At 71.3% G+C, this 26,617-nt stretch carries 25 protein-coding genes; 13 read left to right on the top strand and 12 right to left on the bottom strand.

The features are described 5' to 3' along the window. Nucleotides 1-160: 160 nt before the first annotated feature. From ACYUED_RS01930 to ACYUED_RS01920, 3 genes are read left to right on the top strand one after another with little or no spacing between them, the layout of a single operon-like run. Entirely contained in the window at nucleotides 161-847 is a 687-nt protein-coding gene (locus ACYUED_RS01930; protein WP_491290579.1) for a FadR/GntR family transcriptional regulator, read from the top strand. Then, entirely contained in the window at nucleotides 844-2,226 is a 1,383-nt protein-coding gene (locus tag ACYUED_RS01925) for a tocopherol cyclase family protein (protein WP_491290578.1), read from the top strand. The genes ACYUED_RS01930 and ACYUED_RS01925 overlap by 4 nt, the downstream gene beginning before the upstream one ends. Continuing rightward, nucleotides 2,223-4,088: a GMC family oxidoreductase gene (locus ACYUED_RS01920; protein WP_491290577.1), complete on the top strand. Its 1,866-nt coding sequence runs from the start codon at nucleotides 2,223-2,225 to the stop codon at nucleotides 4,086-4,088. Before ACYUED_RS01925 ends, ACYUED_RS01920 begins: the two co-directional genes overlap by 4 nt. Here ACYUED_RS01920 and ACYUED_RS01915 read toward each other — a convergent pair. Beyond that, complete coding sequence (locus ACYUED_RS01915) at nucleotides 4,043-4,402, bottom strand: DUF488 domain-containing protein (RefSeq protein ID WP_491290576.1); 360 nt, start codon at nucleotides 4,400-4,402, stop codon at nucleotides 4,043-4,045. The genes ACYUED_RS01920 and ACYUED_RS01915 overlap by 46 nt on opposite strands. A 148-nt stretch (nucleotides 4,403-4,550) precedes the next feature. Here ACYUED_RS01915 and ACYUED_RS01910 point away from each other — a divergent pair, with 148 nt between their 5' ends. Then, entirely contained in the window at nucleotides 4,551-5,975 is a 1,425-nt protein-coding gene (locus ACYUED_RS01910) for a M1 family metallopeptidase (RefSeq protein WP_491290575.1), read from the top strand. 150 nt (nucleotides 5,976-6,125) lie between these two features. On the opposite strand, the gene ACYUED_RS01905 is transcribed toward ACYUED_RS01910, so the two are convergent. Together ACYUED_RS01905 and ACYUED_RS01900 are read right to left on the bottom strand one after the other, a co-directional pair. Beyond that, on the bottom strand, nucleotides 6,126-6,383 hold the full coding sequence (locus tag ACYUED_RS01905) for a WhiB family transcriptional regulator (protein ID WP_491290574.1): 258 nt from the start codon (nucleotides 6,381-6,383) through the stop codon (nucleotides 6,126-6,128). Nucleotides 6,384-6,493: 110 nt separating this feature from the next. Further along, nucleotides 6,494-7,714: a saccharopine dehydrogenase family protein gene (locus tag ACYUED_RS01900; protein ID WP_491290573.1), complete on the bottom strand. Its 1,221-nt coding sequence runs from the start codon at nucleotides 7,712-7,714 to the stop codon at nucleotides 6,494-6,496. A gap of 164 nt (nucleotides 7,715-7,878) precedes the next feature. Between ACYUED_RS01900 and ACYUED_RS01895 the strand changes: the two genes are divergently transcribed. Together ACYUED_RS01895 and ACYUED_RS01890 are read left to right on the top strand one after the other, a co-directional pair. Further along, the gene (locus ACYUED_RS01895; protein WP_491290572.1) at nucleotides 7,879-8,613 is read left to right on the top strand and encodes a TetR/AcrR family transcriptional regulator; all 735 of its coding nucleotides are present in this window, start codon (nucleotides 7,879-7,881) and stop codon (nucleotides 8,611-8,613) included. A gap of 129 nt (nucleotides 8,614-8,742) precedes the next feature. Continuing rightward, a complete protein-coding gene (locus ACYUED_RS01890; RefSeq protein WP_491290571.1) occupies nucleotides 8,743-10,041 on the top strand; it encodes an MFS transporter in 1,299 nt (432 codons plus the stop codon). Nucleotides 10,042-10,362: 321 nt separating this feature from the next. Here the strand turns inward: ACYUED_RS01890 and ACYUED_RS01885 are convergent, their stop codons facing one another. Together ACYUED_RS01885 and ACYUED_RS01880 are read right to left on the bottom strand one after the other, a co-directional pair. Next, nucleotides 10,363-10,818 carry a cyclic nucleotide-binding domain-containing protein gene (locus ACYUED_RS01885; RefSeq protein ID WP_491290570.1) on the bottom strand — a complete coding sequence of 152 codons (456 nt, stop codon included), beginning with the start codon at nucleotides 10,816-10,818 and terminating at the stop codon, nucleotides 10,363-10,365. Between the two features lie 344 nt (nucleotides 10,819-11,162). After that, entirely contained in the window at nucleotides 11,163-11,384 is a 222-nt protein-coding gene (locus ACYUED_RS01880) for a hypothetical protein (RefSeq protein WP_491290569.1), read from the bottom strand. Nucleotides 11,385-11,646: 262 nt separating this feature from the next. Here ACYUED_RS01880 and ACYUED_RS01875 point away from each other — a divergent pair, with 262 nt between their 5' ends. From ACYUED_RS01875 to ACYUED_RS01850, 6 genes are all read left to right on the top strand, one after another. Next, complete coding sequence (locus ACYUED_RS01875; RefSeq protein WP_491290568.1) at nucleotides 11,647-12,090, top strand: ATP-binding protein; 444 nt, start codon at nucleotides 11,647-11,649, stop codon at nucleotides 12,088-12,090. A gap of 176 nt (nucleotides 12,091-12,266) precedes the next feature. Next, entirely contained in the window at nucleotides 12,267-13,121 is an 855-nt protein-coding gene (locus ACYUED_RS01870; protein WP_491290567.1) for a SigB/SigF/SigG family RNA polymerase sigma factor, read from the top strand. Between the two features lie 32 nt (nucleotides 13,122-13,153). After that, nucleotides 13,154-13,402 (top strand): DUF5133 domain-containing protein, encoded by a 249-nt coding sequence (locus tag ACYUED_RS01865; RefSeq protein WP_491290566.1) that lies wholly within the window; start codon nucleotides 13,154-13,156, stop codon nucleotides 13,400-13,402. Next, entirely contained in the window at nucleotides 13,399-14,280 is an 882-nt protein-coding gene (locus ACYUED_RS01860; RefSeq protein WP_491290565.1) for an ANTAR domain-containing protein, read from the top strand. Before ACYUED_RS01865 ends, ACYUED_RS01860 begins: the two co-directional genes overlap by 4 nt. 55 nt (nucleotides 14,281-14,335) lie before the next feature. After that, complete coding sequence (locus tag ACYUED_RS01855; RefSeq protein ID WP_491290564.1) at nucleotides 14,336-15,175, top strand: DUF1206 domain-containing protein; 840 nt, start codon at nucleotides 14,336-14,338, stop codon at nucleotides 15,173-15,175. 28 nt (nucleotides 15,176-15,203) lie between these two features. Further along, complete coding sequence (locus ACYUED_RS01850; protein WP_491290563.1) at nucleotides 15,204-15,635, top strand: hypothetical protein; 432 nt, start codon at nucleotides 15,204-15,206, stop codon at nucleotides 15,633-15,635. A gap of 7 nt (nucleotides 15,636-15,642) precedes the next feature. Here ACYUED_RS01850 and ACYUED_RS01845 read toward each other — a convergent pair whose 3' ends face one another. The 3 genes from ACYUED_RS01845 to ACYUED_RS01835 form a co-directional block, all read right to left on the bottom strand. Next, entirely contained in the window at nucleotides 15,643-17,886 is a 2,244-nt protein-coding gene (locus ACYUED_RS01845; protein WP_491290562.1) for an FUSC family protein, read from the bottom strand. A gap of 79 nt (nucleotides 17,887-17,965) precedes the next feature. Continuing rightward, nucleotides 17,966-19,342 carry an NAD(P)/FAD-dependent oxidoreductase gene (locus ACYUED_RS01840; protein WP_491290561.1) on the bottom strand — a complete coding sequence of 459 codons (1,377 nt, stop codon included), beginning with the start codon at nucleotides 19,340-19,342 and terminating at the stop codon, nucleotides 17,966-17,968. Between the two features lie 221 nt (nucleotides 19,343-19,563). Further along, nucleotides 19,564-19,935, bottom strand: a complete 372-nt coding sequence (locus tag ACYUED_RS01835; RefSeq protein ID WP_491290560.1) for an STAS domain-containing protein — start codon at nucleotides 19,933-19,935, stop codon at nucleotides 19,564-19,566. Nucleotides 19,936-20,174: 239 nt separating this feature from the next. Between ACYUED_RS01835 and ACYUED_RS01830 the strand changes: the two genes are divergently transcribed. After that, nucleotides 20,175-20,627, top strand: coding sequence for an ATP-binding protein (locus tag ACYUED_RS01830; RefSeq protein WP_491290559.1), 453 nt, complete (start codon nucleotides 20,175-20,177; stop codon nucleotides 20,625-20,627). A gap of 12 nt (nucleotides 20,628-20,639) precedes the next feature. Here the strand turns inward: ACYUED_RS01830 and ACYUED_RS01825 are convergent, their stop codons facing one another. The 4 genes from ACYUED_RS01825 to glgB form a co-directional block, all read right to left on the bottom strand. Continuing rightward, a complete protein-coding gene (locus ACYUED_RS01825; RefSeq protein WP_491290558.1) occupies nucleotides 20,640-21,074 on the bottom strand; it encodes an ATP-binding protein in 435 nt (144 codons plus the stop codon). Between the two features lie 145 nt (nucleotides 21,075-21,219). Next, entirely contained in the window at nucleotides 21,220-23,127 is a 1,908-nt protein-coding gene (locus ACYUED_RS01820) for an AMP-dependent synthetase/ligase (RefSeq protein WP_491290557.1), read from the bottom strand. Between the two features lie 124 nt (nucleotides 23,128-23,251). After that, on the bottom strand, nucleotides 23,252-24,340 hold the full coding sequence (locus ACYUED_RS01815) for a glutamate--cysteine ligase 2 (RefSeq protein ID WP_491294798.1): 1,089 nt from the start codon (nucleotides 24,338-24,340) through the stop codon (nucleotides 23,252-23,254). A 62-nt stretch (nucleotides 24,341-24,402) separates the two neighbouring features. After that, a complete protein-coding gene (gene glgB, locus ACYUED_RS01810; protein ID WP_491290556.1) occupies nucleotides 24,403-26,613 on the bottom strand; it encodes a 1,4-alpha-glucan branching protein GlgB in 2,211 nt (736 codons plus the stop codon). Between the last annotated feature and the right edge of the window lie 4 nt (nucleotides 26,614-26,617).

Raw genomic sequence — 26,617 nt, 5'->3', positions numbered from 1 at the left:
GCGCGCGCCGCAGGGGCGGTCGGGGAAGCCAACCCCATCGCCCCTGCGGCGCGCAGGTGTGTGAACAACCGTCCGCGGCAAGGGGATTGACCGTCGCTGTCGTGCACTGGTTCAGTGGCTCAGCCACTCATCCACTCCTTTCCCGTGCGAGGTGACATCCGTGGAGGCACTGCCCCGCGAGACGATCGTGGACGTCCTGGAGACCCGGCTGCGCGAGGACATCCTGGACGGACGCCATCCGGCGGGCGGCTATCTGCCCCCGGAACGCCAACTGGCCGACGGATACGGCGTCACCCGCACCACCCTCAAGCACGCCTTCGGCCGACTGGTCCAGGCCGGCCTCCTGGAGACCCGGCACGGCGTCGGCACCAAGGTGCGCGACTACGCCCGGCTGGGCGGCGCGGACCTGCTGCCGATGCTCGTGCGGCACGACGCGACATGGGTGCGCGAGATCTTCGAAGTACGCCGGTCCGTGGGCGCGTTGATCGCCGAGCGGGCCGCGGTGCGGGCCACCCGCAAGCAGCACACCGAACTGCGCCGCCTCCTCGTGGCCGTACGGGAGGCGGACGGCGCGGACGCCGTACAGCTCGCCGACGTCGAGGTGCACCGCGCCCTCGCCAGGTCGACCGGCAACCGTGTCTACGTCCTGCTCACCAACACCCTCTTCAACGCCTACCTCCCCGTCCGTGCCGCGCTGCGCGGGCCGTTCACCGACCCGGAGGCAGCGCACGGGCGGCTCGCTCCGGTGGTGGAGGCGGTGACATCCGGCGACGGCCGACGGGCGCACTCCGCCGCGGACGCCTATCTGCGCGACACCGAGCGGATCATGCTGGAGGGACTCGCGTGAGGGGCACGTCGTTCACGGAGACCATGGCCGGGACGGTCCGGCTCGACGCCGGGGACCCGGTCCGCCGTATCCGCCTCGACCTGCGGGCCGAGGCCGACCAGGTCCTGCGGCCGCACCGCACGACCGAGGCCCGGATCGGCGGCCGTGTCCGCATCGCCGGAATGACCGACGACCCGGACGCCACCGGCGAGTTGGAGATCTCGCCCCTGGCCCGCCGGCGCATCCGCTACCGGCTGACGTTCACCGCCGCCGGCCGCCGGCTCACCCTGGACGGCTGGAAGTCGCTCACCCCGCGTCACCCGGTGAAGTCGATGACCGTCCTGCCCTTCACGCTGTACGAGGACGGCGCGCGGATCGGACGGGGCAGCCTCCGCTTCCCCCTCACCACAGGCCTGGCGCCCTTCCTCCTCAGCTTCCGCTTCCCCCGTCGTGAGGACCCCGCCCGGTACACCGCACCGCGCTGGGACGGCAGCCCCGGCCGCACCGAGGTCTGGTACACCACCCTCACCGACCCCGCCACGGGCACCGGCATCTGGCTGCACCACGAACTGGTCGCGCCCGCCGACGGATCCGCCCCGCAGGCCCACGGCTGGGCGGCCGCCTTCCCGCCCGACGCGGAGGTCCGACACGTGCGCTTCGGGCCCACCACCTGGGACAACCCCACGCGGGGATTCACTGCCGAAGGCGTCGCCGCGATCCCGGGGCGGCTGACCGGAAGTGCCGGCGACTTCCGCTGGGATCTCACCGAACAGCCGCTGGCACAACTCCTGTTCACCTTTCCCCGCTGGTCCTGGCGGCGCCCGCTGCTCCCCGCCGCCCACATGCTCCCCGCGGCGCGGGCCGCGTACGACGGAACGTTCAGCGACGGCGAACGGACGCTGGCCCTGCGCGGCGCCCCCGGTGCCTCCGCCCGCATCCACGGCCACGGCAACGCACAACGGTGGGCCTGGCTGCACGCGGAGCTGGGCGGCTCGGACGTCCTCGAGGTGATCGCCGCGGTGTCGACGCGGCCCGTGCTGCGGCGGCTGCCACCGCTCGTCTTCCTGCGCCTGCGGCACCGCGACCGCACCTGGCCGCGCCGGGCGGAGCGCTCCGCGGTGGGCCTGCTCGGCATCGGCCGGTTCCGCGCCCGTATCGGAGTGCCCGACTGGACGGTCACCGGCCGCACCCTGCTGCGCCGCATCCGCGTCGAGGTCACCCAGCCCGCCGAGCGCACCCTCGCCCTGGAGTACCGCGACCCGGACGGCGCCCCCGCGGTGTGCCGCAACAGTGAGAGCGCCGACGCGAAGATCCTGCTGGAGCGCTGGTGGGGACACTGGCGCACGGAAGCCTCCTGGACGCTGCGCGGCACCGCGCACGCCGAGGTGGGGGAGCGGTGAGCGCGCAGGGACTGGTCGCCGCCCTGCTCGCCGGCACCGGACACCCCTCAGAGGAGGAGTGGCTCGCACGCGTGCCCGGCAGACTCGACAGTTTCCTGTCCGCGCTGCCCGCGCCCGTACGCACCGGCGTGCGTGCCGCTGCGACCGCCGTGGACGCCTACGCCGTCCTGCACAGCGGTCGCCGCCTGGCCGCGCTCACGCCGGACGAGCGCGAGAGCGTGCTCGCCTCGCTCGCCGCGCGTCCCGGACTCGTACCGGCCCTCGACCTTCTCAAGGTGCCCGTGCTGCTCGCCGCGGCCACCGAGCGGACACCTTCCGCGCGGACACCCGCAGTGCCCGACGATCCGCCCCTGGACTGCACCCCGGCCGAGGAGTGGCCCGCGCGTGCCACCGCCGACGCCGTCGTCGTGGGGTCGGGCGCCGGCGGAGCCGTGGCGGCCCGCACCCTCGCCCGCGCCGGGCTCGCCGTCGTGGTGCTGGAGGAGGGCGAGCACCACACCACGGCGTCCTTCGGCCGCCGCGCACCGCTGGAGCGCTTCACCGACCTGTACCGGGACGGCGGAGCGACGGCGGCCCTGGGCGTCCCGCCCCTGCTGCTGCCGGTCGGACGGGCCGTCGGCGGTACCACCGTCGTCAACTCCGGCACCTGCTACCGCACTCCGGACCATGTCCTCGACCGCTGGAGCAGCCGCCACGGCTTCCACCTCGCCGACGGATTCCCCGCACACCTCGACGAGATCGAACGCACCCTGCGCGTCGCCACCCAGCCGCTCGACGTGCTCGGCGCCAACGGTCTCCTCGCGCTGGCCGGTGCCGGGCACCTCGGCTGGCGGGCCGGCCCACTGCGCCGCAACGCACCGGGCTGCAAGGGCTCCTGCCAGTGCGTGGTGGGCTGTCCCACCGGCGCCAAGCAGAGCGTCCAGCTGTCCGTCCTGCCCGACGCGTGCGCCCACGGCGCTCGCATCGTCACCGGCGCACGAGTCCTGCGGATCCTGACCGACCACGACCGCCCGGGCCGGCCACGGGCCGCGGGCATCCGGGCGCGCCGGGCGGACGGCAGCGAGCTGGAGATCCTCAGCCCCCTCGTCGTCACGGCCGCGGGGGCACTGCAGACCCCGCCGCTGCTGCGCCGCTCCGGCCTGGGCACTCACCCCCGCCTGGGCCGCAACCTCAGCGTCCACCCGGCCACCAGCGTCGCAGGCCGCTTCACCGAACCGGTCACCTCCTGGGAAGGCGTCCTGCAGAGCGTCGGCGTCGAGGAACTGCACGACCGCGGGATCCTGATCGAGGCGACCGCGAGCCCGCCCGGCATGAGCAGCTTCGTCCTGCCCGGCCTCGGACGCTCCCTGCGCCGGGAACTGGAGGGAGCCGACCGTCTCGCGATCCTCGGCGCCATGATCGCCGACCGGCCCGCGGGCCGGGTCCTCGGCCGCGACCGCACGCTCGTCCGCTACAGCCTGGACCCTCGTGACGGCGATCGGCTGATGACGGCCGTACGGGCCATGGGCCGGATCCTCTTCGCCGCCGGGGCCCACGAGGTCCTCACCGGCGTTCCACGGGCACCGCGTGCCCGCACCCTCGCCGAACTCGACGCGCTGCTCGCCGGGATCACCCCACGCGATCTGCACCTGTCGGCCTTCCACCCGGCCGGCACGGTCGCCGCGGGCGGCGATCCGGTTCGGTCCCCGTCCGATGCCCGGGGCAGGCTCCGGGGCGTCGACGGTGTCCTCGTCGCCGACGCCTCCGTCCTGCCCGGCTGCCCGGAGGTGAACCCCCAACTGAGCATCATGGCAGCCGCGTCGGCCGTCACCGCAAGCTACCTGGAAGGCGAATCGAGCAGCCGGATCAGCACGGCGGCGTGACTCTGCTCGGGGGCCTTGGCGGCGGTCAGCAGGGTCACAGGCCCCTTGGCGGCCAAGTCCCGTACATGGAGCAGGAGTTCGGCGGCCTCGGGAGCGTCCAGCTCGGCCTCGTAACGGTCGGCGAACTCCTCGTAGGATCCCTCGCCCGCGTGATACCAGCGGCGCAACTCGGTCGACGGAGTAAGGGCCTTGGGCCATTCCTCCACGCGCGCCGCCTCCTTGGACAGGCCGCGCGGCCACAGCCGGTCGACCAGGACGCGGACGCCGTCCTCCGGCTCGGGCGGTTCGTATACGCGACGCAGGCGAACGCTCATGGCCGGGCCTTTCTGCGATGCCGGATGACATCGAGCGTAGTGCCGAGGCGTCCAGTGACGCTGTGTGACTTGACCCGAATGAGGAGGAACCCGCGCCGGGCCGGCCCATAGCCTGAGCGTGATTGATCATCGACCTTCAGGAGCGCAGATGAGGCAGTCCCGCCGGCAGGGCGTCAGATCCACCACGGTCCTCCGCCGCGAGGCGCTGACCGCAACGGTTCCCGTCGCCCTCGCGGCGCTGCTCGCCGCCGCCGGGCCCGCCTCCGCGGGCACCGGTGGCGCACCCGGTGCCGGGGACCCGTACTTCCCGCTCGCCGGCAACGGCGGCTACCACGTCGACCACTACGGCCTGACCCTCCGTTACGACCCGGCGAGCCGCCACCTTGACGGCACCGCCGTCCTCACCGCCCGCGCCACCCAGCACCTGACCCGCTTCGACCTCGACTTCACCGGCCTGAAGATCACCGGCCTGACCGTCGGCCGCGGGAAGGCGCAGTACCGCCGAGACGGCCAGGAACTCGTCGTCACCCCGCCCCGGCCCCTGCATCCGGGCGAGGAGTTCCGCGTCACCGTCACCTACAGCGGCACCCCGAGGCCGGTCACCGACCCCGACGGCTCGCTCGACGGCTGGATACCCACCGACGACGGGGCGTTCGTCGCAGGGGAGCCACAGGGCGCCATGACCTGGTTCCCGGCGAACAACCACCCGAGGGACAAGTCGTCCTACGACATCACGGTCACCGTGCCCGCCGGACGCACCGCGGTCTCCAACGGCGTCCTGGTGGGACAGCGGACCACGCACGGACACACCACGTTCCACTGGCGCCAGCGCGAACCGATGGCCGCCTACCTCGCCACCGCGACAATCGGCAAGTTCAAGGTCGAGCAGTACACCACCCGCGACGGCATCCGCGTCTACAACGCCGTCGACCCGCGCGAGGCGTCCCAGGCGGCGCCCGTCCTGAAGAAGCTGCCGTCCGTCCTGGAATGGGAGAGCAGGCTCTTCGGGCCCTACCCCTTCAGCGCCGCCGGATCGATCGTGGACCGCGCGCCGAACGTCGGGTTCGCGCTGGAGACCCAGTCCCGTCCGGTCTACGACTCGGCCCCGGACCTGAGCACCCTCGTCCACGAGAACGCCCACCAGTGGTTCGGCGACTCGGTGTCGCTGACCTCGTGGAAGGACATCTGGCTCAACGAGGGCTTCGCCACCTACGCCGAGTGGCTCTACAGCGAGCAGCACGGCGGCGACAGTGCCCAGAAGAGCTTCGACGCGCTCTACGCCCGCCCGGCGAGCGACGGGCTGTGGGCGTTCCCGCCCGGCGACCCCGGCAGCGGTGCGCACATCTTCGGCACCCCCGTCTACGCCCGCGGCGCGATGACCCTGCACGAACTCCGCAGGACCGTCGGCGACCGGACGTTCTTCCGCATCCTGCGGACCTGGGCGGCCGTGCACCGCGAAGGACACGGGACAACCGCGCAGTTCGTACGCCTCGCGGAGCGTGAGTCCGGTAAGAACCTCAACCCGCTGTTCACCTCCTGGCTGTACGGTCGGGGAAAGCCCAACCACGCCTGAATCCTGACGAGTTCCTCATATGTGTCGGTCACAGTCGATCCGTAATCATGAATAGACGCCGTGTCGCCCTGCTCGCCGCCTCCCTGTTGCTGACGGGATGCGGCGGCGGGGCGATGGCGTCACCCGGCCACCCGACCGGCGCAACAGGCCCTACGCGCCGCCCCGGCGGGCCGCGGCGCGCCGCCGGCGCTGCAGGGCGCGCCGTTCCGTCTCGCCGGTGCCGCCCCACACACCGAGGATCTCCCCGTGGTCCAGCGCCCATTCCAGGCACTGTTCCCGCACCGGGCAGCGTGCGCACACCGCCTTGGCCTGTGCCGTCTGCAACAACGCGGGGCCTGAGGTGCCGATCGGGAAGAACAGCTCGGGGTCCTCGTAGCGGCACGTGGCCTGGTCTCGCCAGTAGTCCATCAAAAGTCACCTGCGATCGAAGTCGTACGTGCCCTCGCGAATGGCTTACTCGATTCCGGGTCACCTGTCGATGCGCGAGTGAAACAACGTAAGTCGCGAAGATCCCGTGTTCATTCTTCGCGCATGCCCCACGGGGAGCCGTACGCGGTCAGCAGGTCCAGGAACGGGCGGGCCGGGAACGCCTCCGGACCGAGGACGCCCGAGCCCGACCAGGCGCCGGTGGCGAGGAGTTCGAGGGCGACGACCGGATTGACGGCCGTCTGCCACACCACCGCCTGGCTGCCGTACTCCGCCATCGACCACTGGTTGTCGACCACGTGGTACAGGTACACCTGGCGCGGCCTCCCGTCCTTGGTGCCGCGCACCCAGGTGCCCGCGCAGGTCTTGCCGTGCATCCGCTCGCCCAGCGTCGCAGGGTCGGGCAGGCACGCGGCGACGACGTCCCGGGGTGAGACCGCGACCGGCCCCGCGGCGCTCGGCACGGTCACCGGTCCTGTGCGGTCCAGGCCCAGCAGATGCAGCGTCTTCAGCGTCTCGATGAACTCCCGGCCCAGGCCGTACTTGAAGGTGACCCGGCTCGCCTCCACCCAGCGCGGCACGAGCAGCACCTCCTCGTGCTCCACGTTCACGCACTCGACGGGACCGATCCCCTCGGGGAAGTCGAACACCTCGGGCTCGCTGAACGGTTCGGTGGTGAACCAGCCTCGGTCGGCCTCGTAGACGACGGGCGGGTTGAGGCACTCCTCGATGGTCGTCCAGATGCTGAAGGAGGGGGCGAAGCCGTAGCCGTCGACGGTGAGGTTCGCACCGTCACGGATGCCGATCTCCTCGATCTCGTCGAAGAGTTCGTCGGCGGCGAACCGCGCGAACACGTCCGACATGCCGGGCTCCACGCCCATGCCGACGAGAGCCAGCGCGCCCGCCTTCTCCCACTCCTCGGCCTGCGCGAACTGGTCGTCGCCGAGCTTCACGCCGCACACCTCGTAGGGCCGCTCGGCGTGCGGGTGCGACAGCGACATCGCCATGTCGAGGTAGGTGGCGCCGGCCCTGCGCGCGGCTCGGAACAGCGGCATCACGAAGCGCGGGTCGGTGGCGTTGAGGAGCACGTCGCAGCCGTGCCGGCGCAGCAACTCCGCCACCGCCTCCTCGTCGCGGGCGTCGACGCGCTCGGCACGGAAGCGGGCCCCCTCGCCGCCGAGGGCGGCGACCGCGGCCTCGGCCCGCGCCGGGTCGTGGTCGGCCACGACCATCGCGTCGAAGAAGGAACGCCTGGCGGCGATCCGGGTGACGGCGGTGCCGACCCCGCCGGCGCCCACGAGCAGTACACGCATGACAGATCTCCCTGTCCTGAGGACCGATGAGTCCTGAGGATCGATGACTGTCCTGAGGACCGTTGACTGTCCTGAGGATCGATGACGAGGGGCCCCTGCCGGAGATACAACGCCGACCGCTCACGTAAGGTCAATGGCGTTGGCATAAGGCGGAAGGTCGTGTCGTGCCCAAACCGGTCGTGCCCGAGGAGAAGCGGCGCAGGCGCCGGCCCACGAAGAGCGGCACCGTGCTGTCCGAGCGGCTGATCGTCGAGACCGCGCTGCGGATGCTGCGCGAACACGGCAGCGCGGGCCTCACCGCCCGCCGCCTCGGTCTGGCCCTGGACGCCGACCCGAGCACCCTGTACCGCTACTTCAGCGGCATGGACGACCTGACCCTCGCCATCGGTGACGCGCTCATCGGCGAGGCCCTCGACGGCTGGCGGCCGACGGGGGAGTGGCGGGGGGACCTGCGCGCCGTCGGCCTGCGTATGCACGCCGCCTACGTCGCCCACCCGCAGGCGGCGGTGCTGACCACGAGCCGGGTCACCGGCCGGGCCAACGAACTGGCCGCCGACGAGACCGTCCTGGACGTTCTGCGCACGGCCGGCTTCCCGCTCCCGGACACGGTCCGCATCTACCACGCCTTCATCGACCAGACACTGGCCTTCGCCGCTCTCGACGCCGCCTCCCTGGCCCTGCCGAGCGACGCACTGCGGGCCGACGAGACCATGTGGCGCTCGACCTACGCCGACCTGCCCGGCACCACCCACCCGCGCATCGCCGAGGCAGCACCCCTGCTGGCGGCCCGCATGGTCGACAGCGCGTATCCGACGGCACTGGAGATGCTGCTCGACAGCGCGGCGGCACAGCTGGAGTCCCTCGGGGCTCGCGGGACGGACCGGTCGCCGCGACGATGACCACGCCCGGTTCCCTGCTCGTCGCAGGGCCTGGGATCCACGACCCGGGCATGCGCGTCCCGAACTCTCGGACGGTGCTGGGATAGTGAACCCCGGATCCGAAAGATGTATCGAGCAACCAGGAAGCCCGTGGACACCAGCGAGAGCAGCACCGAACCGCAGACACCGGACCCGGTCGCGGCCGACCCACCCCGGCGCGGCTGGCGCCGCTGGGCCATGGACACCCGCCCCCTGCGCATCCCGGCCTACCGCCGCCTCTGGTCCTCCACGATCGTCACCGCCGTCGGCAGCCAGCTCACCGCGGTCGCCGTACCCAAGCAGATCTACGACATCACCGGATCCTCGGCGTGGGTCGGTGCCGCGAGCCTCGCCGGCCTGCTCCCGCTGATCGTGTTCGCGCTGTGGGGCGGCGCGGTCGCCGACAGCATGGACCGCCGCAAGCTGCTGCTGATCACCAACAGCGGCATCGCCGTCACCTCGCTGCTCTTCTGGCTCCAGGCCTTCGCCGGGCTGGAGTCCGTGGTCGCGCTCATGGTCCTGCTCGCCGTGCAGCAGGCGTTCTGGGGCCTGAACGCCCCCGCGCGCAACGCCTCCATCGCCCGTCTGGTACCGGAAGGGCAGCTGCCCGCCGCCAACGCCCTCGGCTCCACCGTCATGCAGACCGGACAGGTCGCCGGACCGCTGCTCGCCGGCGCCCTCATACCCGTCATCGGCCTGCCCGAGCTGTACCTGATCGACGCCGTCGCACTCTGCGTGACGGTGTGGGCGGTGTACAGGCTGCCCACGCTGCCGCCCCTGGCGGGATCCACGACGCGTCGCGCCGGCGTGCGGGAGATCGCTGAGGGGTTCCGCTACATCTCCATGCACAAGGTGCTGCTGCTGTCCTTCCTCGCCGACATCATCGCGATGGTCTTCGGCATGCCCCGCGCCCTCTTCCCGCAACTCGCCGCGCAGACCTTCGGTTCCTACGGCGAAGGGCTCGCGCTGGGCCTTCTCTTCGCGGCGATCCCCATCGGCGCCGTGCTGGGCGGACTGTTCTCCGGCACCTTCTCCCGGGCCCGCCGGCACGGCTGGATGGTGATCGGCGCGGTCGTCGCCTGGGGCGCCGCGATCACCGGCTTCGGACTCAGCGGCAACCTGTGGCTCGCCGCGGTGTTCCTCGCCCTGGCCGGGGTCGCCGACATGGTCTCGATGGTCTTCCGCGGGGCGATCCTGCTGTCCGCCGCCACCGACGAGATGCGCGGCCGTATGCAGGGCGTCTTCACGGTCGTCGTCGCGGGCGGACCGCGCCTGGCCGATGTCCTGCACGGCACCGCGGGCTCGGCTCTCGGCCCGCGCACGGCGGTCGCCGGCGGCGGCCTCCTCGTCGTCGCCGTGATGCTGTCCCTGGCCGCCGCGGTCCCGGCACTGCGCCGCTACCGCATCTGACCCCACTGCCCGAACTCCCGCCCCGAGGCGGCCCAGTGCCCCGACAGGGGCTAGTAGGGCCTGTTGCGAACGTGGCGTCTGCCGTGCGACGCCCGGCACGCTCCCCCACTGCCTTGATGGGTGGGGGGTGCCCCCAACTCGCCGCGCCGCCCGACAGCCCGAGTACGCCCGGTACGAGGGCTTCCGGACGGGGGTCCCCCCAGCTTCCGGACGGGGGGAGCCCCAGAGCACGCACCGACGGTGACACCAGCCGCTGCCGCGGCGGGCGCGCTGCCGCCCTTCGGGCGACGACGCCACTTTCGCAACAGACCTAGAGGTGGCCTAGAGGGCGCTGCGCCGGCTGATCGAGTGCTGCTCCATGAGCTTGCCTCGGGTCGTCTCCAGCCGGTGCGCGAGGATCTCGGCGACGTTGCGTACGAGCGCGAGCCCGAGTTGCGTGTCCTCCTCGCACAGCCGCAGCACCGCGGCCGCCTCGAACTCGTAGGCGCGCACAGGGCTGAAGGCCTCCGCGCCGAAGTCCCACTCGTGCGGCGGGAACAGCCAGGACCAGCCGAGCAGATCGCCCGCGCCGAGGCTCGCGACGGTCACCCGCTGCAGCGAGTTGACCCGCTGGTCGAGGGAGACGGCGCCCGAGCGGATGACCCAGAAGCGGTCGGCCCTGCCGCCCGCCTCGAAGATCCGGGTGTCCTCCGGGAAGGAGACCTCCCGCGCGAGCGCCATCAGGCTCTGGCGCTGCGGCGGGGGAAGAGCGGTCAGCAGTTTTATCGCTTTGGTCATGACGCGGGGCTCCTCGCCGAGGATCGGTTCCGGTGCTTTCCCTACGCCCATTTCAGCCGCTGCGGACGCCCCGGGCACCTCGGCGGACGGCAGTTCTCGCACAGCACCCCGAAGACATGAAAAAGCCCTGGCTGGACGGGGGAGACCAGCCAGGGCCGTAAGCGGTGGCGTCGGAGGACGGTACGGTCGACTCCGTCACCACGTATGAATGAACCGTAAACCATCTAGCGGGGTTTTGGCGCCCCCAGAACGGGCCAAGTGACCGGTTTCACTCCTGAGCCCCTTCGCCGGCCGCCCCGGGCGGTCGGTTTCGGTGCCCACCCGGCGGCTCCCCACCCGGCGGGTCAGGTCCCATCGCCGCGCTTGCCCGGTGTCAGGATCTCGTCCAGTACGCACAGGACCGCCTCGTAGGTCAGAGTCCGTACGGCGGCCTCGTGCGCCGCCTCCGGATCGGTCGCCCGCAGGCCTTCGCCCCGCGTCCGCCACGCCCGCTCCTCCCGCTGCGCGCAGTCCCGCGCACGCCGGATACGGCGCAGCAGCTCGTCTGAGTCCACGACATCGGTCATGGCATCCGCCTACCCACGTTTCTCACTCCAATGGCCTGGATCCCGCATCCGGCCGGGAGGTTTGGCAAGGCCCGTCCCGGTGAGCCGATGAGAAGAGACCTGTGGTGCTCGCGCAGCGGGAGTCGGAATCGCTGCCAACGGGCGGGGGAAGCTGCCGTGCCCGTCAGGCATCGGCCCGGACACGGCGGCCGCAGGTGTGGCCGGGGCCCGCTTTCCCCCGCACACGGAGGCCGGGCTCTTCACCGATCAGGGGAGCCAGGCGATGTGCGAGGAGCACCGCACCGAATCCGCCCTCGAACGACCGGGCGCGCGGCAGACACGGCCCTCGCGGTGGTGCAAACCCGCCGAGGCGCGAAGGGCGGTCGAGCGCGCTGTCACCGAACGCTGCCGGCTCACGCACACCTCCTGCGATCCGGAGGCCCTGGGTGACGCCCTGCTCGTCGCCACGGAGCTGACGACCAACGCGATCCTGCACGGCGGCGGCGTCACCGACTTCAGCGTCGACGTCCTCGGCACGGGTGTACGCGTCTCGGTGTGCGACCGCAGCGACCGGCTGCCCGTGTCGAGGCAGCCCGCCGACCCCCTGCGACGACAGCACCCCGGCGGCCACGGCTGGCCCATCGTCTGCCGCCTGGCCCGCGACGTACGGGTGTCCGAGCTGCCCGCCGGCGGCAAGTGCATCACCGCCGTGGTCGCCCTGGACTGAACGCTTTTTCGCAGGTGCGGTTTGTTCCCGCGTGGGCAGGGCATACGGACGTTCGTGCTTCGGACCGGAGGCGCCCCAGCGGGAGCGGTATCGCTACCCCCGGGCCCCTTCAGTCGGTCCGGACGGCGATCCTCCCGCGGTATGTCCCTGAAACCCTCGTTCAGGAGCGAATCCGCATGCTCATCGACACGTCGACAAGCCGTCCCGGCACCCAGACCCGGCCGACCGCCCCCAGCGGGCGGCGGCACGACGACGCACCCGACACGGCCGACTACTTCGCCCGTCTCGCCACGCTGGAGAACGGCCCCGAGAGGGACCTGCTCCGCGACGAACTCGTCACCGCGTGGCTGCCCATGGCCCATCGGATCGCCGGCCGGTTCCGCGACCGCGGCGAGTCCGTGGAGGACCTGCGCCAGGTCGCGGCCCTCGGCCTCGTCAAGGCGATCGACCGCTTCGACCCGGAGCGTGGCGCCTTCGAAAGCTACGCGGTGCCCACCATCACCGGTGAGGTCAAGCGGCACTTCCGGGACCGGATGTGGGCCCTGAGGGTGCCCCGCCGGGTGCAGGAACTGCGCAACAAGGTCCGGGTGGCCCGCCGTGAGCTCACCCAGACTCCCGGCACCCCGGAACCCACCGTGGCCGACCTCGCCGCGCACACCGGACTCACCGAGGACGAGGTGAGCGCCGGAATCGAAGCCCTCGAAAGCTTCAGCACCCTCTCCCTGGACGCCGAACTCTCGGGTGACGAGGACGGCTACAGCCTCGCCGACACACTCGGTGCCTCCGACACCTCGTACGACGTCGTGATCGACCGGGAGTCCGCCAAGGAAGGACTGCGCCGGCTGCCCGAACGCGAGCGCGCCATCCTCTACATGCGTTACTTCGAGGACATGACGCAGAGCCGGATCGCGGACCAGCTCGGTATCTCGCAGATGCACGTCTCCCGCCTCATCAGCCGCAGCTGCGCCCGTGTGCGTGCCGAGGCGCTGGGCGGCGGCAAGGGTGCCGACGGCCGGACGTCCGTCGCATGAGCCGGTCCGAGCGGACGAGGAGTGAAAGAACGATGCTGATCCCCCATCCTGCCGTCCTGAGAAGGCTCGTGGAGGAGTACGAGAGCGTGCAGGCCGAGGAGGCGGGGCAGAGCGGTGGCCGGATGAGCCCGCTGGCGCAGGACCTGGCGTACACCCTCTGCGTGTCGACCGGCACGCGGGATGTGAGAAGGGCCCTGGAGGCGGCACACCGGCTGCTCGAGACCACGACCACGACGACACCCCAGGTACCGCCCGCGACAACTGAGATCGGAGTCGGATGACAGGGCCCGCGCCCGGGGCGGCGGACGACGAGCCGGAGCGCGAAGGATCGGAGCGCGAAGAGCTGGAGAGGCTGCGGGCACAGGTGCGGGACCTCAGGGCCAAGGCCCGCGCCTACCCGCAGATATCCCATGCGCAGGGCATTCTCCAGGAGCGCTACGGGCTGCCCGACGCGGACAGCGCGTTCGCGCTCCTGCAGCAGGCCTCGCAGCGGCTCAACGTCAAGCTGCGGATCCTGTCCGGAGCCGTGGCGACCGTCCCGCGCCCGGACCCGGGGGAACAGCTGTGGTTCCCGCGGCGCGTCCGCCTCCCGGAGCCCGGGCTGCGCTTCGAGGCCGACCGCCCGCCGGAACCCGGCAACCGCGGTGCCGTCCTGGGCGCCGTACTGAGCCAGACGCTGGCGGTCGTCGGCACCGACATGGGAAACGTCCAGGTGGCCGACCGGGCCGGGCGCGGTCTGGTCATCGAGAAGCACACGGGTCTGACCGCGGACTTCGTCGACTTCTTCGCCTACGTCGGGCCGACCGGCACCGCCTGCGCGAAGGCCGCCCGCGACGGCACCCAGGTCACCGTGCGGGACGTGGAGAGCGACCCGGTCTTCGACGAGCCGTCGAGGGCGGCGATCCTCGCGGCCGGCAGCAGGGCCTGTCACAGCGTGCCGCTCACGACCACGGCGGGTCTGTGCGTGGGGATGGTCTCCGCCCACTCCGAACACACCCTCCAAGGGCTGACCAGGGCCCAGCTGAAGGTCCTGGACGTGGTGGGCGGCGACGGCGGCCGATGGCTCGCATGGCACGACCGCACCGTGGTCCTGGACGCCCTGGAGTATCTGCACGCCCTGGGCCGTCGCATGCGGGGCACGCGGATGCGCAGGGCATGAACACACGACGGTGTGCCCGTCCGACGTCGGGGCATTCGGATTCGGGGAGGTCCTCATGAACACGAGTGCCATGGCGCGGACGGGCCGGCTGGAGGCCGAGCGGGCAGCGCGAGGTTCGGTGGCCGGGGGCGCCGCCCGGGCAGGGCTCGCCGCACGCGGCGCCATCTACCTGCTGGTCGGCGCCCTGGCCCTGCAGATCGCCTTCGGCGACGGCGACCGGCAGGCGGACCGCGGCGGTGCCCTGGCCACCCTCGCCGCGCAGCCGTTCGGCGCCGTCCTGCTGTGGGCGCTCGGCCTCGGCCTGGCCGGCATGGCGGTGTGGCGGCTGTCGGAGGCACTGTTCGGCTCGGTCGGACCGGACGGCCGTACACCGCGAAAGCGGCTGCTCGCGGCGGTCCGCTGTGTCTTCTACGTGTTCGTCGCCTATTCCGTGCTGAGGTTCGCGGCCGGCCCCCACGACGGTGGCGGTGGGTCGAGCGACAAGCAGTCCCGCGATGTCACGGCCAGGGTCCTGGACCTGCCTGCCGGGCAGTGGCTGGTGGGTGCGGCCGGGGCCGGCGTGGTCGTGGGCGGCGTGTGGGTCGCCGCACGGGCCCTGCGGCGCGACTACCGCGACGAGCTCAGGCTCGGCCGGATGTCCCGGTGGTCCCGACGGCTCGTGGATGTCACCGGAGTGGGCGGCGGCGCGGCGCGCGGCCTGGTGTTCGCCGCCGCCGGCGCCTTCGCGGTGCGCGCCGCGGTCGACTACCGGCCGGACCGGGCCAAGGGACTCGACGACACCCTGCGCTCGTTCGCCCACACCCCGCTCGGCCCGTCGCTGCTCGTCTGCGTCGCGGCCGGTTTCGTCCTGTTCGGTCTGTTCTCTTTTGCCCTGGCTCGCTGGCGCAGGGTCTGACGCGCGGCCCACGGGGAACACGGGCGGCATGAACGAATCCGAGTTTCCACCGGAGCACCGACCCGTCGACGTCTACCTCGGTCTTCTGCGTACCCGGATGGACACGGAGGACTACAGCCGGCTCCTCGGCGTGGTCGAACCGATCCTGGAGGCGATCGAGGAGGAACGCCTTCCCGGTATGGACTTCGCGCTGGACGGGGACCACGGGGACGGCCTGTCGCAGGAGGTGCGCGACGAGGCCGCCCTGGTCATCGCCGCCGCGGTCACCGGCAGACTGGACAACGAGGTGGTCGAGATCGACCTCGAAGGAACGGGCCCGATCAGGGTGATCACCGACGCGGACACCGCCTCCGACCCGGCACGGCTGGGCGAGATCGCCGACTACATCCGGGACCGGCACCGGCAGAACGAGGAACTGCGCGGCATCGCCGAGGTGAGCGGCCTGCCCACCGACTTCTGAAGGACGGTCACCGCTTCGGCGGCGCCACCGGCACCTCCAGCGGCCGGGCCAGGCCCACCACCGCCTCGTCGAGGCGCTGCAGATGCCTGAGCACCCGGTCGGTGATGCGCCCGTATCGCGAGGTGCCGGGCAGCTCGGACTCCAGGAGTGCCGCGATGCTCGCCCCGGTCTCGACCTCGACGGCGGCCCGCTCGTCCGCGACCCGGGCGGCGATCGCCCCGACATTGCGCAGAATGCGCTGCCCGGCCCGCCGCAGACGGGGGTCGGCCGCGATCGAGGGATGCGTGGGCAGCAGCTCGGCCATCGCGGCCAGCGAGCGCGCGTGGTACGCGCAGGTCTCCAGGAGCGCCACGACATAGCGGGCTGTGTTGCGCCGCGCCCGCATCGGCGTGACCGGGTGGGTGAGCGGCTGGGTGGCGGCGCGCAGGTCGGCCAGCGCCTGGTCCAGATCGCGCGCCTTGTCGAGCAGCTCAGCCGGATCACTGCCGCTGAGCTGGTCGACCGCGGCCTCGGTGACGTCCACGAGCCGGTCCAGGACGGTGACGAGCAGGTCGTTGGTACGGCGGTCCGTGTGCACCGGCAGGACGAACGCCGCCGCGATGATCCCGCAGGCCGCGCCGAGCGCCGTCTCCTCCACCCGCAGCACCAGCACCGACAGGCTGTAGGTGTGCAGCAGCGTGTACAGCACACCCAGCGCGGCGGTCACGAAGAAGGACATCAGCGTGTACGACAGCGGCGCCGTGTAGAACATCGCGAACACGCACAGGAGCACCAGCCCGAACGCCGTCCAGGTGTGGTGTCCGACGAGCCCCGCGAGCAGCAGACCGGCCACGACGCCCAGAACGGTGCCCAGCAGCCGCCGGTAGCCCTTGACGAGGATCTCGCCGGTCGAGGCGGTGTTGATGAACACGATCCAGCAGGTCAGCACCGCCCAGTACCAGCGCTGGCCGGAGAGGAACTCACCGCCCACGATGGCGAGCGACGACCCCACCGCGACCTGCACGGCGGCGCGCGTGGTGGGCCTGTCCAGTCCCGTCGCCGACTCCTGCGCGGTCTCCTCTCCCGCGTCGATCGCCGCGTCCTCGGCGTCCAGCTCCTCGCGTGAACGGGCCGTCGACGGAGTGTCGTCCGAGTCGTCCTGCGGCCCGCCGAGTGCGATCCGCAGCCCGAGCACCGCGCGGGCGGCCTCGCCGATGCCGCGGAACACGTCCTGCACGGCGGGCGAGGCCTTCGGGAGGTTCTCCTCGTCGCGGTAGCCCAGGAGCCGGTTGCGCAGATGGGCCAGGCCGGTCCCGGTGCCCACGGACACGGGCCGCAGCACCAGCAGGCGCAGCGCCTCCAGGTCGCGGTGCAACGTGGCGGTCGCCTCGTCGGGCACCGGCAGGTGCCCGCCCGGCGGGACGGGCGCACCCGGCAGATGCAGGGTCAGCGTGTCCGCCCGCTCGGCGCTGCGGGCGGTGAGCAACAGCAGGCCCAGACGTTCGGCGGCGATCTCGGCGTCCGCGACCCGGCGCTGCACGAGTCGCGCCGCCGCCTCGTCGGAGGTCCCCTCCTCCAGCCTGCCCTGGATCATCATGGCCGTGTCGTGCAGACGCGCGGTGCCGTCGCGCACGTCCTGCAGCGCCTTGTCGATGTCGTCCGGCCCGGCGTCGAGCAGGCCGAGCTGCGCGGTCACGAGCTGCGCCAGCCGGGCGCGGAAGGCGTCGCGCAGCCGTTCCAGGATCCCCGTCGGCGTCTCGGGTACGAGCGCGAAGCGCACCACGGCGCTGGACGCGACGGCGACGGCGACCACGCCCCACAGCTTCGGCAGCACCGGCGGGCTCGCGCCGACGAACAGGGACATGAAGTAGACCTGGAAGCCGATCAGCCCGAGCGCGGTGCCCCGGTCGCCGAACCGCCGGATGTATACGGCGCAGAAGATGAGGACGACGAAGAACAGGTCACCGCCCACGACCCGGGAGTGCAGGACCGCGGCCAGGGACACCGAGGCGAGCGCGACCGCTAGGCCCAGCGCCAGCGTGACGGCCTGCGCGGCGCGCTGCTTCTCCCGGATGGCGAAGGTGGAGACCATGGCCGCGATGGCACCCGCCACGAGCAGGCGCACATCGGCACCCAGCAGGGAGAGCACGGCCAGCGTGAGGGCGATGGCGCCCACCGTCCGCAGGCCCGCGGCCAACCGCAGCAACCCGGGATCGTTGGCCGCGACGAGATCGCGCAGCCGTCCCCGGCCCGACCCACCCGCTGCCCTCACGCCGCCGTACTCACTCCCGCTTCACGTCATGATCCGGATCTCAGCATGTCACGGCGCGACCGGACGGCCCGCACCGGCTTCATGCGTCCTTGCGGTCCGTCCCCTCGACGTGGGCCCGCACCTGTTCCGGCGTCATATAGGCGTCGGTGAACTCGAAGTCCTTCAGCCTGGCGGCCTTGCGGGCCTGGAAGCCGGTGCGGACGAAGTCGTCGCCGGCGAGCGCGTTGAGGATCCAGTTCGTCAGTACGCGCGTCTTGGCGACGTTCGTGCGCAGGGCGGACCAGTGGTAGCCGCGGGCGACGGCCTGCGCGGGCACGCCGCGCAGTTCGATGCCGAGAGGCTTGGAGACGGCGTCCTTGCCGCCGAGGTCGACGACGAGGCCGAGGTCCTTGTGGACGTACGGGGCCAGCGGCCGGTTGCGCAGGGTCGCGACCACGTTGTCGGCGACGTGCTTGCCCTGCCGCATCGCGTGCTGGGCGGTGGGCGGGCAGACGGCGCTCTCGTCGTCCTTGGCCTTGTCGGGCACGGCCGCGGCGTCGCCGAGCGCGAACACACCGTCCTGGCCCGGCAGGTTCATCTCGGCGTTCACCGCGAGCCGGCCCCGCACCGTCTCCGCGCCGAGCGTCGCGATGAGCGGGCTGGCGACGACACCCGCGGTCCAGATCAGGGTGCGGGTGGGCACCACACGGCCGTCGGTGAAGGTGACCTCCTCGGGTCCCGCCTTCGCGATGGAGACGCCCAACGACACGTCGATGCCTCGCCGTCCGAGGATCTCCTGCGCGCTGCGGCCGAGTTTGTCGCCCAGCTCCGGCATCAGCTTCGGGGCGATGTCGATGAGATGCCACTTGATCGATCCGGGGGCGATGCGGGGATAGCGCTTCACCGCGCTGTGCGTCAGCTTCTGCAGACAGGCGGCGGTCTCGGTGCCGGCGTACCCGCCGCCGACCACGACGAACTGCAGGCGCGAGGCGCGCTCGGCCGGGTCGTCGCTCGCGTCGGCCAGGTCGAGCTGGGAGATGACGTGGTCGCGGATGTAGGCGGCCTCGGCAAGGGTCTTCATGCCGTACGCGTGCTCGGTGAGCCCCGGGATGTCGAAGGTACGGGTGATGCTGCCGGGGGCCAGCACGATGTAGTCGTACGGCTCGTTGACGATCTGGTCGGTGATGGTGCGGATGACGCAGACCTTGGCCTTCAGGTCGACGCCGATGGCTCCGCCCGGAATGATCCGGGTGCGGTACTTCTTGCTGCGCCGCAGCGAGACGGCGACCGACTGGGGCGTCAGCACTCCAGAGGCCACCTGGGGCAGCAGGGGCAGGTAGAGCTGGTAGGAGAACGGCGTCACCAGGGTGACGTCCGCTTCGTCGGGCGCGAGTTTCCGCTCCAGCCGGCGTACGCATCCCACACCGGCGAAGCCTGCCCCAACCACCAGGATCCTGGGTCGTGTCACGGTGTTCATCCCTCTCTGCGGCTCCAGGCGGTCTGCAACCGACGCCCTTCGACTGCCCTGGATCTCTGTGCGCACCACATCGATCCCACCCGTGCCTCAGCCGTTCCGCCAGCTGGGCGCGGCAGGCAGACGAACGCGTCGAGCACAACCATGCCCGTCCGAGTATCGAAACGCACCGGGGAACGGAAAGAAATCGATCGAGCTTCCCGAACCGAGCGGGTGCCCCCTTGTCACCCCTGGGCCTGGATGATGCGGGCGAGTGCCTCCTCGGCGCTTTCCGACACCGGCACGGTGATGCTGACGCCCGTGAGGTCGAGAATCCGTTGAACGGCGGGCGTGGGGGAGATGATGTGGACGCTCCCGGGAAGATCGCGGGCCTCCTGGTAGACGCGCAGGATGATGCTCATGCCCGAGGAGTCCATGAACGGCACGTTCGAGAGGTCCAGCAGAAAGTGCCGTCGGCCGTGATGCAGCTGGTTGGCCAGATGGTGCTCCAACTCGGTCGCGGTGTCGACGTCCAAGTAGCCCTCGACCGTGATCAGGGCCACGTCCTGGGCGGGCAGGCTGACCTCCACGGACAACGGGTTCTGGGCAACGGACACGTCTACCTCCAACAATGACGACTACTGACGGCCACTGACGACAACTTCGGCAGCCATGCGCGATTACCCGTGATCGCGCGCGGCATGCACCGAGCCGCATGCCGCGTCCCTGTGACACGTCGTACCGAATGCGAACGTTCGAACCGGGTAACAGCTGCTGTGGGACAGGTAGCCGGCGGCGCCGTGTGCGGCGGGACCGGTCGGCCGTGGCATGGAGGTCTGCTGGTGGTGAAGGAGCGTTGAGCCGGCCCGGCAGGACTCGGGCCACGGTCCACGTGACGACCGCGGCGGCGGCACGCGCACATGCGCGGTCGGTCGTCCGGGAGCAGTGGGAGTCGGCCATCGGCACGGCATGCGAGGAAGACGTGATCGATCTGCTTCTCGTCGTGTCCGAACTCGTCACCAACGCGATCCGGCACGGCCACGGACTGGCGGGGTTCGACGTCACCCCGACCTCCGACGGAGTCCGGATCTCCGTCCAGGACAACAGCGACGTGGTGCCGGACATGGCGTACGGATCCGGCGCCCTGCCAGTGGCGCACCACGGCCACGGCTACGGCTGGCCGCTGATCATCCGTCTGGCACGCGAGATCACCATCGAGAAGCGGCGTGGCGGCGGAAAGACGATCGGCCTGCTGGTACCGCTGCGTCCCGCGGACCGGCGCAGGCAGGGCGCCGAGCAGCCGGCCTGAGGTGCCGGGATCTCACCAGGGCAGGAAGACGTGTATGCCCTTCCCCTTGTCGTGGGTGGTGACGTTGATCCGGCTGCACAGGGCGTGCAGGAGATGCCAGCCGACCCCGCCGCCGCCTCCGTCGGGGCGGAAGGGGCGCGGTGCCGGCGGGACGGTGCTCGTGTCGGCCATGACCACATGGACGCCGTCGACGGTCCTGCGCATCGTCAGCCAGAAGGGGCCCGGCGCGTACTGGATCGCGTTGGCGGCGAGTTCCGTGACGACCAGGAGAATGTCGTCCCAGTGCTCCGGTGTCGCCGGAGGTGTCACCTCCGCGAGATCGTCGAGAAACTGCTCCGCGTCCAGGCGGGCGTCCGTCACGTTTCGGAGTTCGCCGGGGAAGCGAGTGACACGCTCAGGGATCCCCCCTGGAGCGAAGGTCATGTCCCAATGCGGCTCGGTCGGCATCTCACCTGTCCAGCCCCCGTGTCTACAGCTCTGTCGTCCTTGCTCTCACAACCATGGACTGTCCACGTTCCCAAGCCGGCGGATGCTACGCATGCCAGAAGCGGCAAGTGGTACGGCCGGGCCGGACACAGACGGTCACTCGCACTCACCGGAACACGTTGTCCGTCTCGTCCCAGCCCGCCAGTTCGTCCGGCACGGTCTGCCGCGGAGCGCGTGTGCGTGCCTGGTACATCGCGTCGATCTCGAACGCGTAGTGCCGCACGATCGCGTCCCGGCGCAGCTTCATGGACGGCGTGAGCAGCCCGTTGGACATGTCGAACTGCTCCGCGAGGACACGGAAGACCCGGATCGACTCCGTGCGCGACACCGCGCTGTTGGCGGCGGCCACGGCTCGTCCGATCTCCTCCCGCAGCGCGTTCTCCTCGCGGGCCTCGCGGCTCGGCGCGTCGCTCTGCAGCGCCAGCGAACCGCGCCAGTACGCCAGGAACTGCGGGTCAAGGGTGATCAGGGCGCCCACACAGGGCCGGTTGTCGCCCACGACGACCGCCTGATGGATCAGCGGATGCATTCTCAGCCGCTGTTCCAGGGAGGCCGGGGCGACGCTCTTGCCGCCGCTGGTGACGATGATGTCCTTCTTGCGGCCGGTGATCGTCAGATAGCCCTCGGGGTCCAGCCGCCCCAGGTCCCCGGTGGCCAGCCAGCCGCCGCGCAGCGCCGCCCGCGTCGCCTCGTCGTTGTTGACGTAGCCCTGGAACACCGACGGCCCGCGCACCAGGATCTCGCCGTCGTCGGCCACCCTGATGTCCGTGCCCGGCAGGGCCTGCCCCACCGTCCCCGACATCTCCCGGCCCAGCGGCTGTGCGGTGACACCGCCGCCGACCTCCGTGAGTCCGTACCCGTCGTTGACGTAGATGCCGATCCCCTCGAAGAAGAGGGACAGTTCGCGACTGAGGGTCGAGCCGCCGGACGACGCCCGGCACACCCGGCCGCCGAGCGCGGCGCGCAGCTTGCGGTACACCGTGCGCTCGAAAAGGGCGTGCTGCAGCCGGAGATCGAAACCAGGACCCGAACCGCCACCCAGCCGGTGCCGTTCCAGGGCCGCGGCGAAATCCCGCGCCGTGTCCGCGGCCCGCTCGAACAGCGCGCTGCGGCCCGCCTCCTGGGCGGCGCGCAGGAAGTTCTTGTAGATCCGCTCGAAGAGGGAGGGGACGGCGCAGATATACGTGGGGCGGAAGGAACGCAGCGCGGCCGACAGGGCTTCCTCGCTCAGGTCCGGTTCGTGGCCCATCACCATCCCGCCGCGGATGCACAGGCTCTGCACCATGAGGCCGTACACGTGAGAGAACGGCAGGAAGACGAGGACCGACGCCTGTTGCTCGCCGGGCGGCACCACCGTGTGGCCCCAGCCCGCGAGCAGCGTGTCGGCGGGGCTCGCCAGATTGCGGTGGCTCAGCGCGCAGCCCAGGGGATGACCCGTCGTGCCGGAGGTGTAGATGATGGCGGCGGTGGAGTCCGGCAGCACGATACGGCGCAGCGAGTCGACCGTCGCGATCGGGATGAACCTGCCCCGCCCCACCAGATCGTCCAGCGCCCCCGCGTCCAACTGCCAGACATGGCGCAGCAGCGGCAACGCCCCGCACACGGAGCCGACCGTCATCACCGCCTGCTCGTCCTCCACCAGCACGGCCACGCAGCCGGCATCCCTCAGGATCCACTCCACCTGGTCGCGCGAGGACGTCGGATAGATCGGGACGATCTCGGCGCCCACCGCCAACAGGGCATAGGAGAGCACCGTCCACTCGTAACGGGTACGTGCCATGATCGCCACGCGGTTGCCCGGTGAAATGCCGGACGCGATCAGTCCCTTCGCCAGATCCACAACCTCGTCGCGCACTTCCACGGCGGTCACCTCCTCCCAGGCGGCGGAGGAGGGGGTGGGGCGGCGCGCGAGCAAAGGAAGAGTGGGGTTCAGGGCTGCCGTGTCGAAGATGCTGTCGGCCAGCCCGCCGGTCAGGGCCGAGACGGCAGGGGGAGCGAGGGCGAAGTCGCGCATGCGCTGCTCCTGAGCTGTACGGAGGGTGACCATGCCGACGAGTTCCGTTGTCGACGGTGCTCGAATCTAGCCCAGCTCAGTGCGGATGGTGACCGGAACCTGGGAAGTTGCGGTTCCGTGATGACTACTCCTGTGTATGTCGCACACACGTCGTGACGACGTCCCGCAGACTGTCGGTCCGGGTGAGCAGGTCGCGCTGAATCCGCGCGCCCGTGCCGCCGTTCAGCAGCCGGGCACAGCTCGCCTCGGCGCGCTCCAGGTCACCGCTGTCGGCGAGCGCGTCGCCGACGTGTTCCAGCAGCGCCCGCACCACGGTCTCGGCGGGCAGCCGGCGCATGGTCGCGGGGTGCAGCAGCTCCTCGGCGAGACCGGAGCGCGCGGCCTGCCAGGCGGCCATCCGGAGCAGGCTGACGCTGTGGTCCACCGGCTCGTGACCCGCCCTCCACTCGCGCGCGGCCGTCTCCACCAGGCCCCGGATCAGCAGCGCGACGAGGACGGCCGTGTCGGCGTGCAGGCACACGTCCGCGACCCGGACCTCCACCGTGGGATACGTCCGGGACAGGCGCGCGTCGAAGTAGATCATCCCCTCGTCGAGGATCACCCCGCTCGCGACCATGTCCGCCACGCGGCGGTGATAGCGCTCGGCCGACCCGAAGAGCTCGGTCGGCCCGGCCGAGGGCCAACGCTGCCACACGCGGCTGCGATAACTGTCGTAGCGACTGTCCTTGCCCTGCCAGAAAGGGGAGTTGACACTGAGCGCCGCGATCACCGAAAGCCAGGGCCGGATGCGGTCGAGGACCGCGACGCCCTCCTCGTCGGAGTCGACGGCCACATGGACGTGGCAGCCGCACACCAGCTGCTCCTGGGCGGCGAGACCGTACTGCTCCACCATCCACTGGTAGCGGCTGCCCTTCCCGACGGTCGGGTTCACCGGCAGCGGCGAGCTGGCGAGGGCGGCCACCGTGCACCCGATCTCCCCGGCGTGCCGTGCGGCCTCCTTGCGGCAGCGGACGATCTCCGCGCTCAGGTCCGCCATCTCGGCTTGGGGATGCGTGGCGAACTCCAGCATCTGCCCGTAGAGCTCCTTCTCGAACACCCCCTCGTCGGTGTCGTCCTGCTCCGCCCGGGCCAGCACCGCGGCGGACAGCGCCTTCGGTTCACCGGTCTCCGGGTCCACGAGGAGGAGTTCCTCCTCCACTCCGACGGTCCGCACCTTCAGGCCGCCTCTCTGTGACATCGCCATGGCTACGACGTCACCGGGTACCCCGCCGATCGTCACACCAACGGGGTCAGCCACACGGTGGCGAGCGGCGGCAGCGTGAGGGTGATCCTGCCCTCCTCCACCTTGAGATCGTCCGGGTTGGTGACGTCGCTGCCGCCGTAGCGTGCGGCGTCGGTGTTGAGGGCCTCTCGCCAGACGGGGACGGAGTCGGGCGCCCAGAGGCGGTAGCCGTGGCGGACGACGGGGGAGAGGTTGGAGACCGCGAGCAGCGGCGTGCCGTCGGCGGCGAACCTCAGGAACGCGAAGACGTTGTCCTCGGCGGCGTCCCCCATCACCCACTGGAAACCGGACGGCCGGGTGTCCTGCTGCCACAGCGCCGGGGTGCCCCGGTAGACGGAGTTGAGGTCGCGGACCAGGTCCCTGACGCCACGGTGATCCGGCTCGGCGCCGTAGCCGGAAGAGACCAGCCACCAGTCCGGGCCGTGCGCCTGTGACCACTCCGACCCCTGCGCGAACTCCTGCCCCATGAACAGGAGTTGCTTGCCGGGATGGGCCCACATGAAGCCCAGGTACGCGCGGTGGTTGGCGCGCTGCTGCCACCAGTCGCCCGGCATCTTCGACACCAACGACTGCTTGCCGTGCACCACTTCGTCGTGCGAGATGGGCAGGACGTAGTTCTCGCTGTAGGCGTAGACCATCGAGAACGTCATCTCGTTGTGGTGGTACTTGCGGTGCACCGGCTCGTGCTCCATGTAGCCGAGCGAGTCGTGCATCCAGCCCATGTTCCACTTCAGCCCGAAGCCCAGACCACCGCTCTCGGTCGGGCGGGTCACCCCGTCCCATGCCGTCGACTCCTCGGCGATGGTCACCACACCGGGTGCCCGCCGGTACACGGTCGCGTTCATCTCCTGCAGGAACGCCACCGCGTCCAGGTCCTCGCGCCCGCCGTGCACGTTGGGCGTCCACTGGCCCGAGTCGCGCGAGTAGTCCAGGTACAGCATGGAGGCCACGGCATCCACCCGCAGGCCGTCGATGTGGAACTCCTCGCACCAGTAAACGGCGTTCGCCACAAGGAAGTTGCGCACCTCGACGCGCCCGAAGTCGAACTCGTAGGTCCCCCAGTCCGGGTGCTCGGCCCGGCGCGAGTCCCCCGGTTCGTACAGCGGATCCCCGTCGAACCGCGCCAACGCCCAGTCGTCCTTGGGGAAGTGGGCGGGCACCCAGTCCATGATCACGCCGATGCCCGCCTGATGCAGGGCGTCGATCAGGTGCCGGAGGTCGTCGGGGCTGCCGAGCCGTGCGGTCGGCGCGTAGTAGGAGGTGACCTGGTAGCCCCAGGAGGGCCCGAAGGGGTGCTCGGCGACCGGCATCAGCTCGACATGGGTGAAACCGAGGTCCTTCACGTACGCCGGTAGCTGATCGGCGAGTTGACGATACGTCAGCCCCGGTCGCCAGGACGGCAGATGAACCTCGTACACCGAGAACGGCGCCTCGTGCACCGGGATGTCCCCACGGTGAGCCATCCACTCCGCGTCGCCCCACTCGTAGTGCGGGGCCGTCACCACGGACGCCGTCGCGGGCGGTACCTCGGTGCAGCGGGCCATCGGGTCGGCCTTGAGGAAACGGCCGCCGTACCGGGAGGTGATCTCGAACTTGTAGCGGGCGCCCTCACCGATACCGGGCACGAACAGCTCCCACACCCCGGCCGCGCCCAGCGACCGCATCGGCAGCGCCGTCCCGTCCCAGCAGGTGAACTCCCCGGCGACCCGGACCCCTTGGGCGTTCGGCGCCCACACGGTGAACCGGGTGCCCGCCACCGCGTCGTGGGTCATCGGCTCGGCGCCGAGCACCTTCCACAGCTGCTCGTGCCGGCCCTCACGGATGAGATGCAGGTCGAGTTCGCCGAGCGCCGGCAGGAAGCGGTACGGGTCCGCCGTCTCGTGCTCACCGTCCGCGTACCCGACCACCAGCGTGTACTCGGGGATCGTGTCGAGGGGCAGCACGCCGGAGAACAGGCCGTCGCCCTCGGAGGCCAGCCGGTGCCGCTCCCCGCCGACGACGACACTGACCGTGCGGGCGTACGGGCGCAGGGCGCGGAAGGCGATGCCGCCCGCGACCGCGTGAGCGCCCAGCAGTGCGTGCGGATCGTGGTGCCGGCCGGCGAGCAGGCGATCGCGGTCGCCGGGGTCCAGCGCGGGAGCGGCAGCGCTCCTGGCGACGAGCGGGCCGGACGGCTCGGGGAGCGGGGTGTCACGCAGTGCCACGTCT

Source organism: Streptomyces sp. DF42 (genome assembly GCF_058267695.1).
The sequence above is the reverse complement of the archived record's forward strand: the minus strand, read 5'-3'. Positions and strand labels throughout refer to the sequence as shown.

What these genes read in the sequence shown, in the direction of transcription:
- ACYUED_RS01915 (WP_491290576.1), bottom strand. Translation starts at nt 4,402, where the DNA reads ATGAGCGTTCGCCTGCGTCGCGTATACGAACCGCCCGAGCCGGAGGAC.
- ACYUED_RS01910 (WP_491290575.1), top strand. Translation starts at nt 4,551, where the DNA reads ATGAGGCAGTCCCGCCGGCAGGGCGTCAGATCCACCACGGTCCTCCGC.
- ACYUED_RS01905 (WP_491290574.1), bottom strand. Translation starts at nt 6,383, where the DNA reads ATGGACTACTGGCGAGACCAGGCCACGTGCCGCTACGAGGACCCCGAG.
- ACYUED_RS01900 (WP_491290573.1), bottom strand. Translation starts at nt 7,714, where the DNA reads ATGCGTGTACTGCTCGTGGGCGCCGGCGGGGTCGGCACCGCCGTCACC.
- ACYUED_RS01885 (WP_491290570.1), bottom strand. Translation starts at nt 10,818, where the DNA reads ATGACCAAAGCGATAAAACTGCTGACCGCTCTTCCCCCGCCGCAGCGC.
- ACYUED_RS01880 (WP_491290569.1), bottom strand. Translation starts at nt 11,384, where the DNA reads ATGACCGATGTCGTGGACTCAGACGAGCTGCTGCGCCGTATCCGGCGT.
- ACYUED_RS01875 (WP_491290568.1), top strand. Translation starts at nt 11,647, where the DNA reads ATGTGCGAGGAGCACCGCACCGAATCCGCCCTCGAACGACCGGGCGCG.
- ACYUED_RS01870 (WP_491290567.1), top strand. Translation starts at nt 12,267, where the DNA reads ATGCTCATCGACACGTCGACAAGCCGTCCCGGCACCCAGACCCGGCCG.
- ACYUED_RS01865 (WP_491290566.1), top strand. Translation starts at nt 13,154, where the DNA reads ATGCTGATCCCCCATCCTGCCGTCCTGAGAAGGCTCGTGGAGGAGTAC.
- ACYUED_RS01860 (WP_491290565.1), top strand. Translation starts at nt 13,399, where the DNA reads ATGACAGGGCCCGCGCCCGGGGCGGCGGACGACGAGCCGGAGCGCGAA.
- ACYUED_RS01855 (WP_491290564.1), top strand. Translation starts at nt 14,336, where the DNA reads ATGAACACGAGTGCCATGGCGCGGACGGGCCGGCTGGAGGCCGAGCGG.
- ACYUED_RS01850 (WP_491290563.1), top strand. Translation starts at nt 15,204, where the DNA reads ATGAACGAATCCGAGTTTCCACCGGAGCACCGACCCGTCGACGTCTAC.
- ACYUED_RS01840 (WP_491290561.1), bottom strand. Translation starts at nt 19,342, where the DNA reads ATGAACACCGTGACACGACCCAGGATCCTGGTGGTTGGGGCAGGCTTC.
- ACYUED_RS01825 (WP_491290558.1), bottom strand. Translation starts at nt 21,074, where the DNA reads ATGCCGACCGAGCCGCATTGGGACATGACCTTCGCTCCAGGGGGGATC.
- ACYUED_RS01820 (WP_491290557.1), bottom strand. Translation starts at nt 23,127, where the DNA reads ATGCGCGACTTCGCCCTCGCTCCCCCTGCCGTCTCGGCCCTGACCGGC.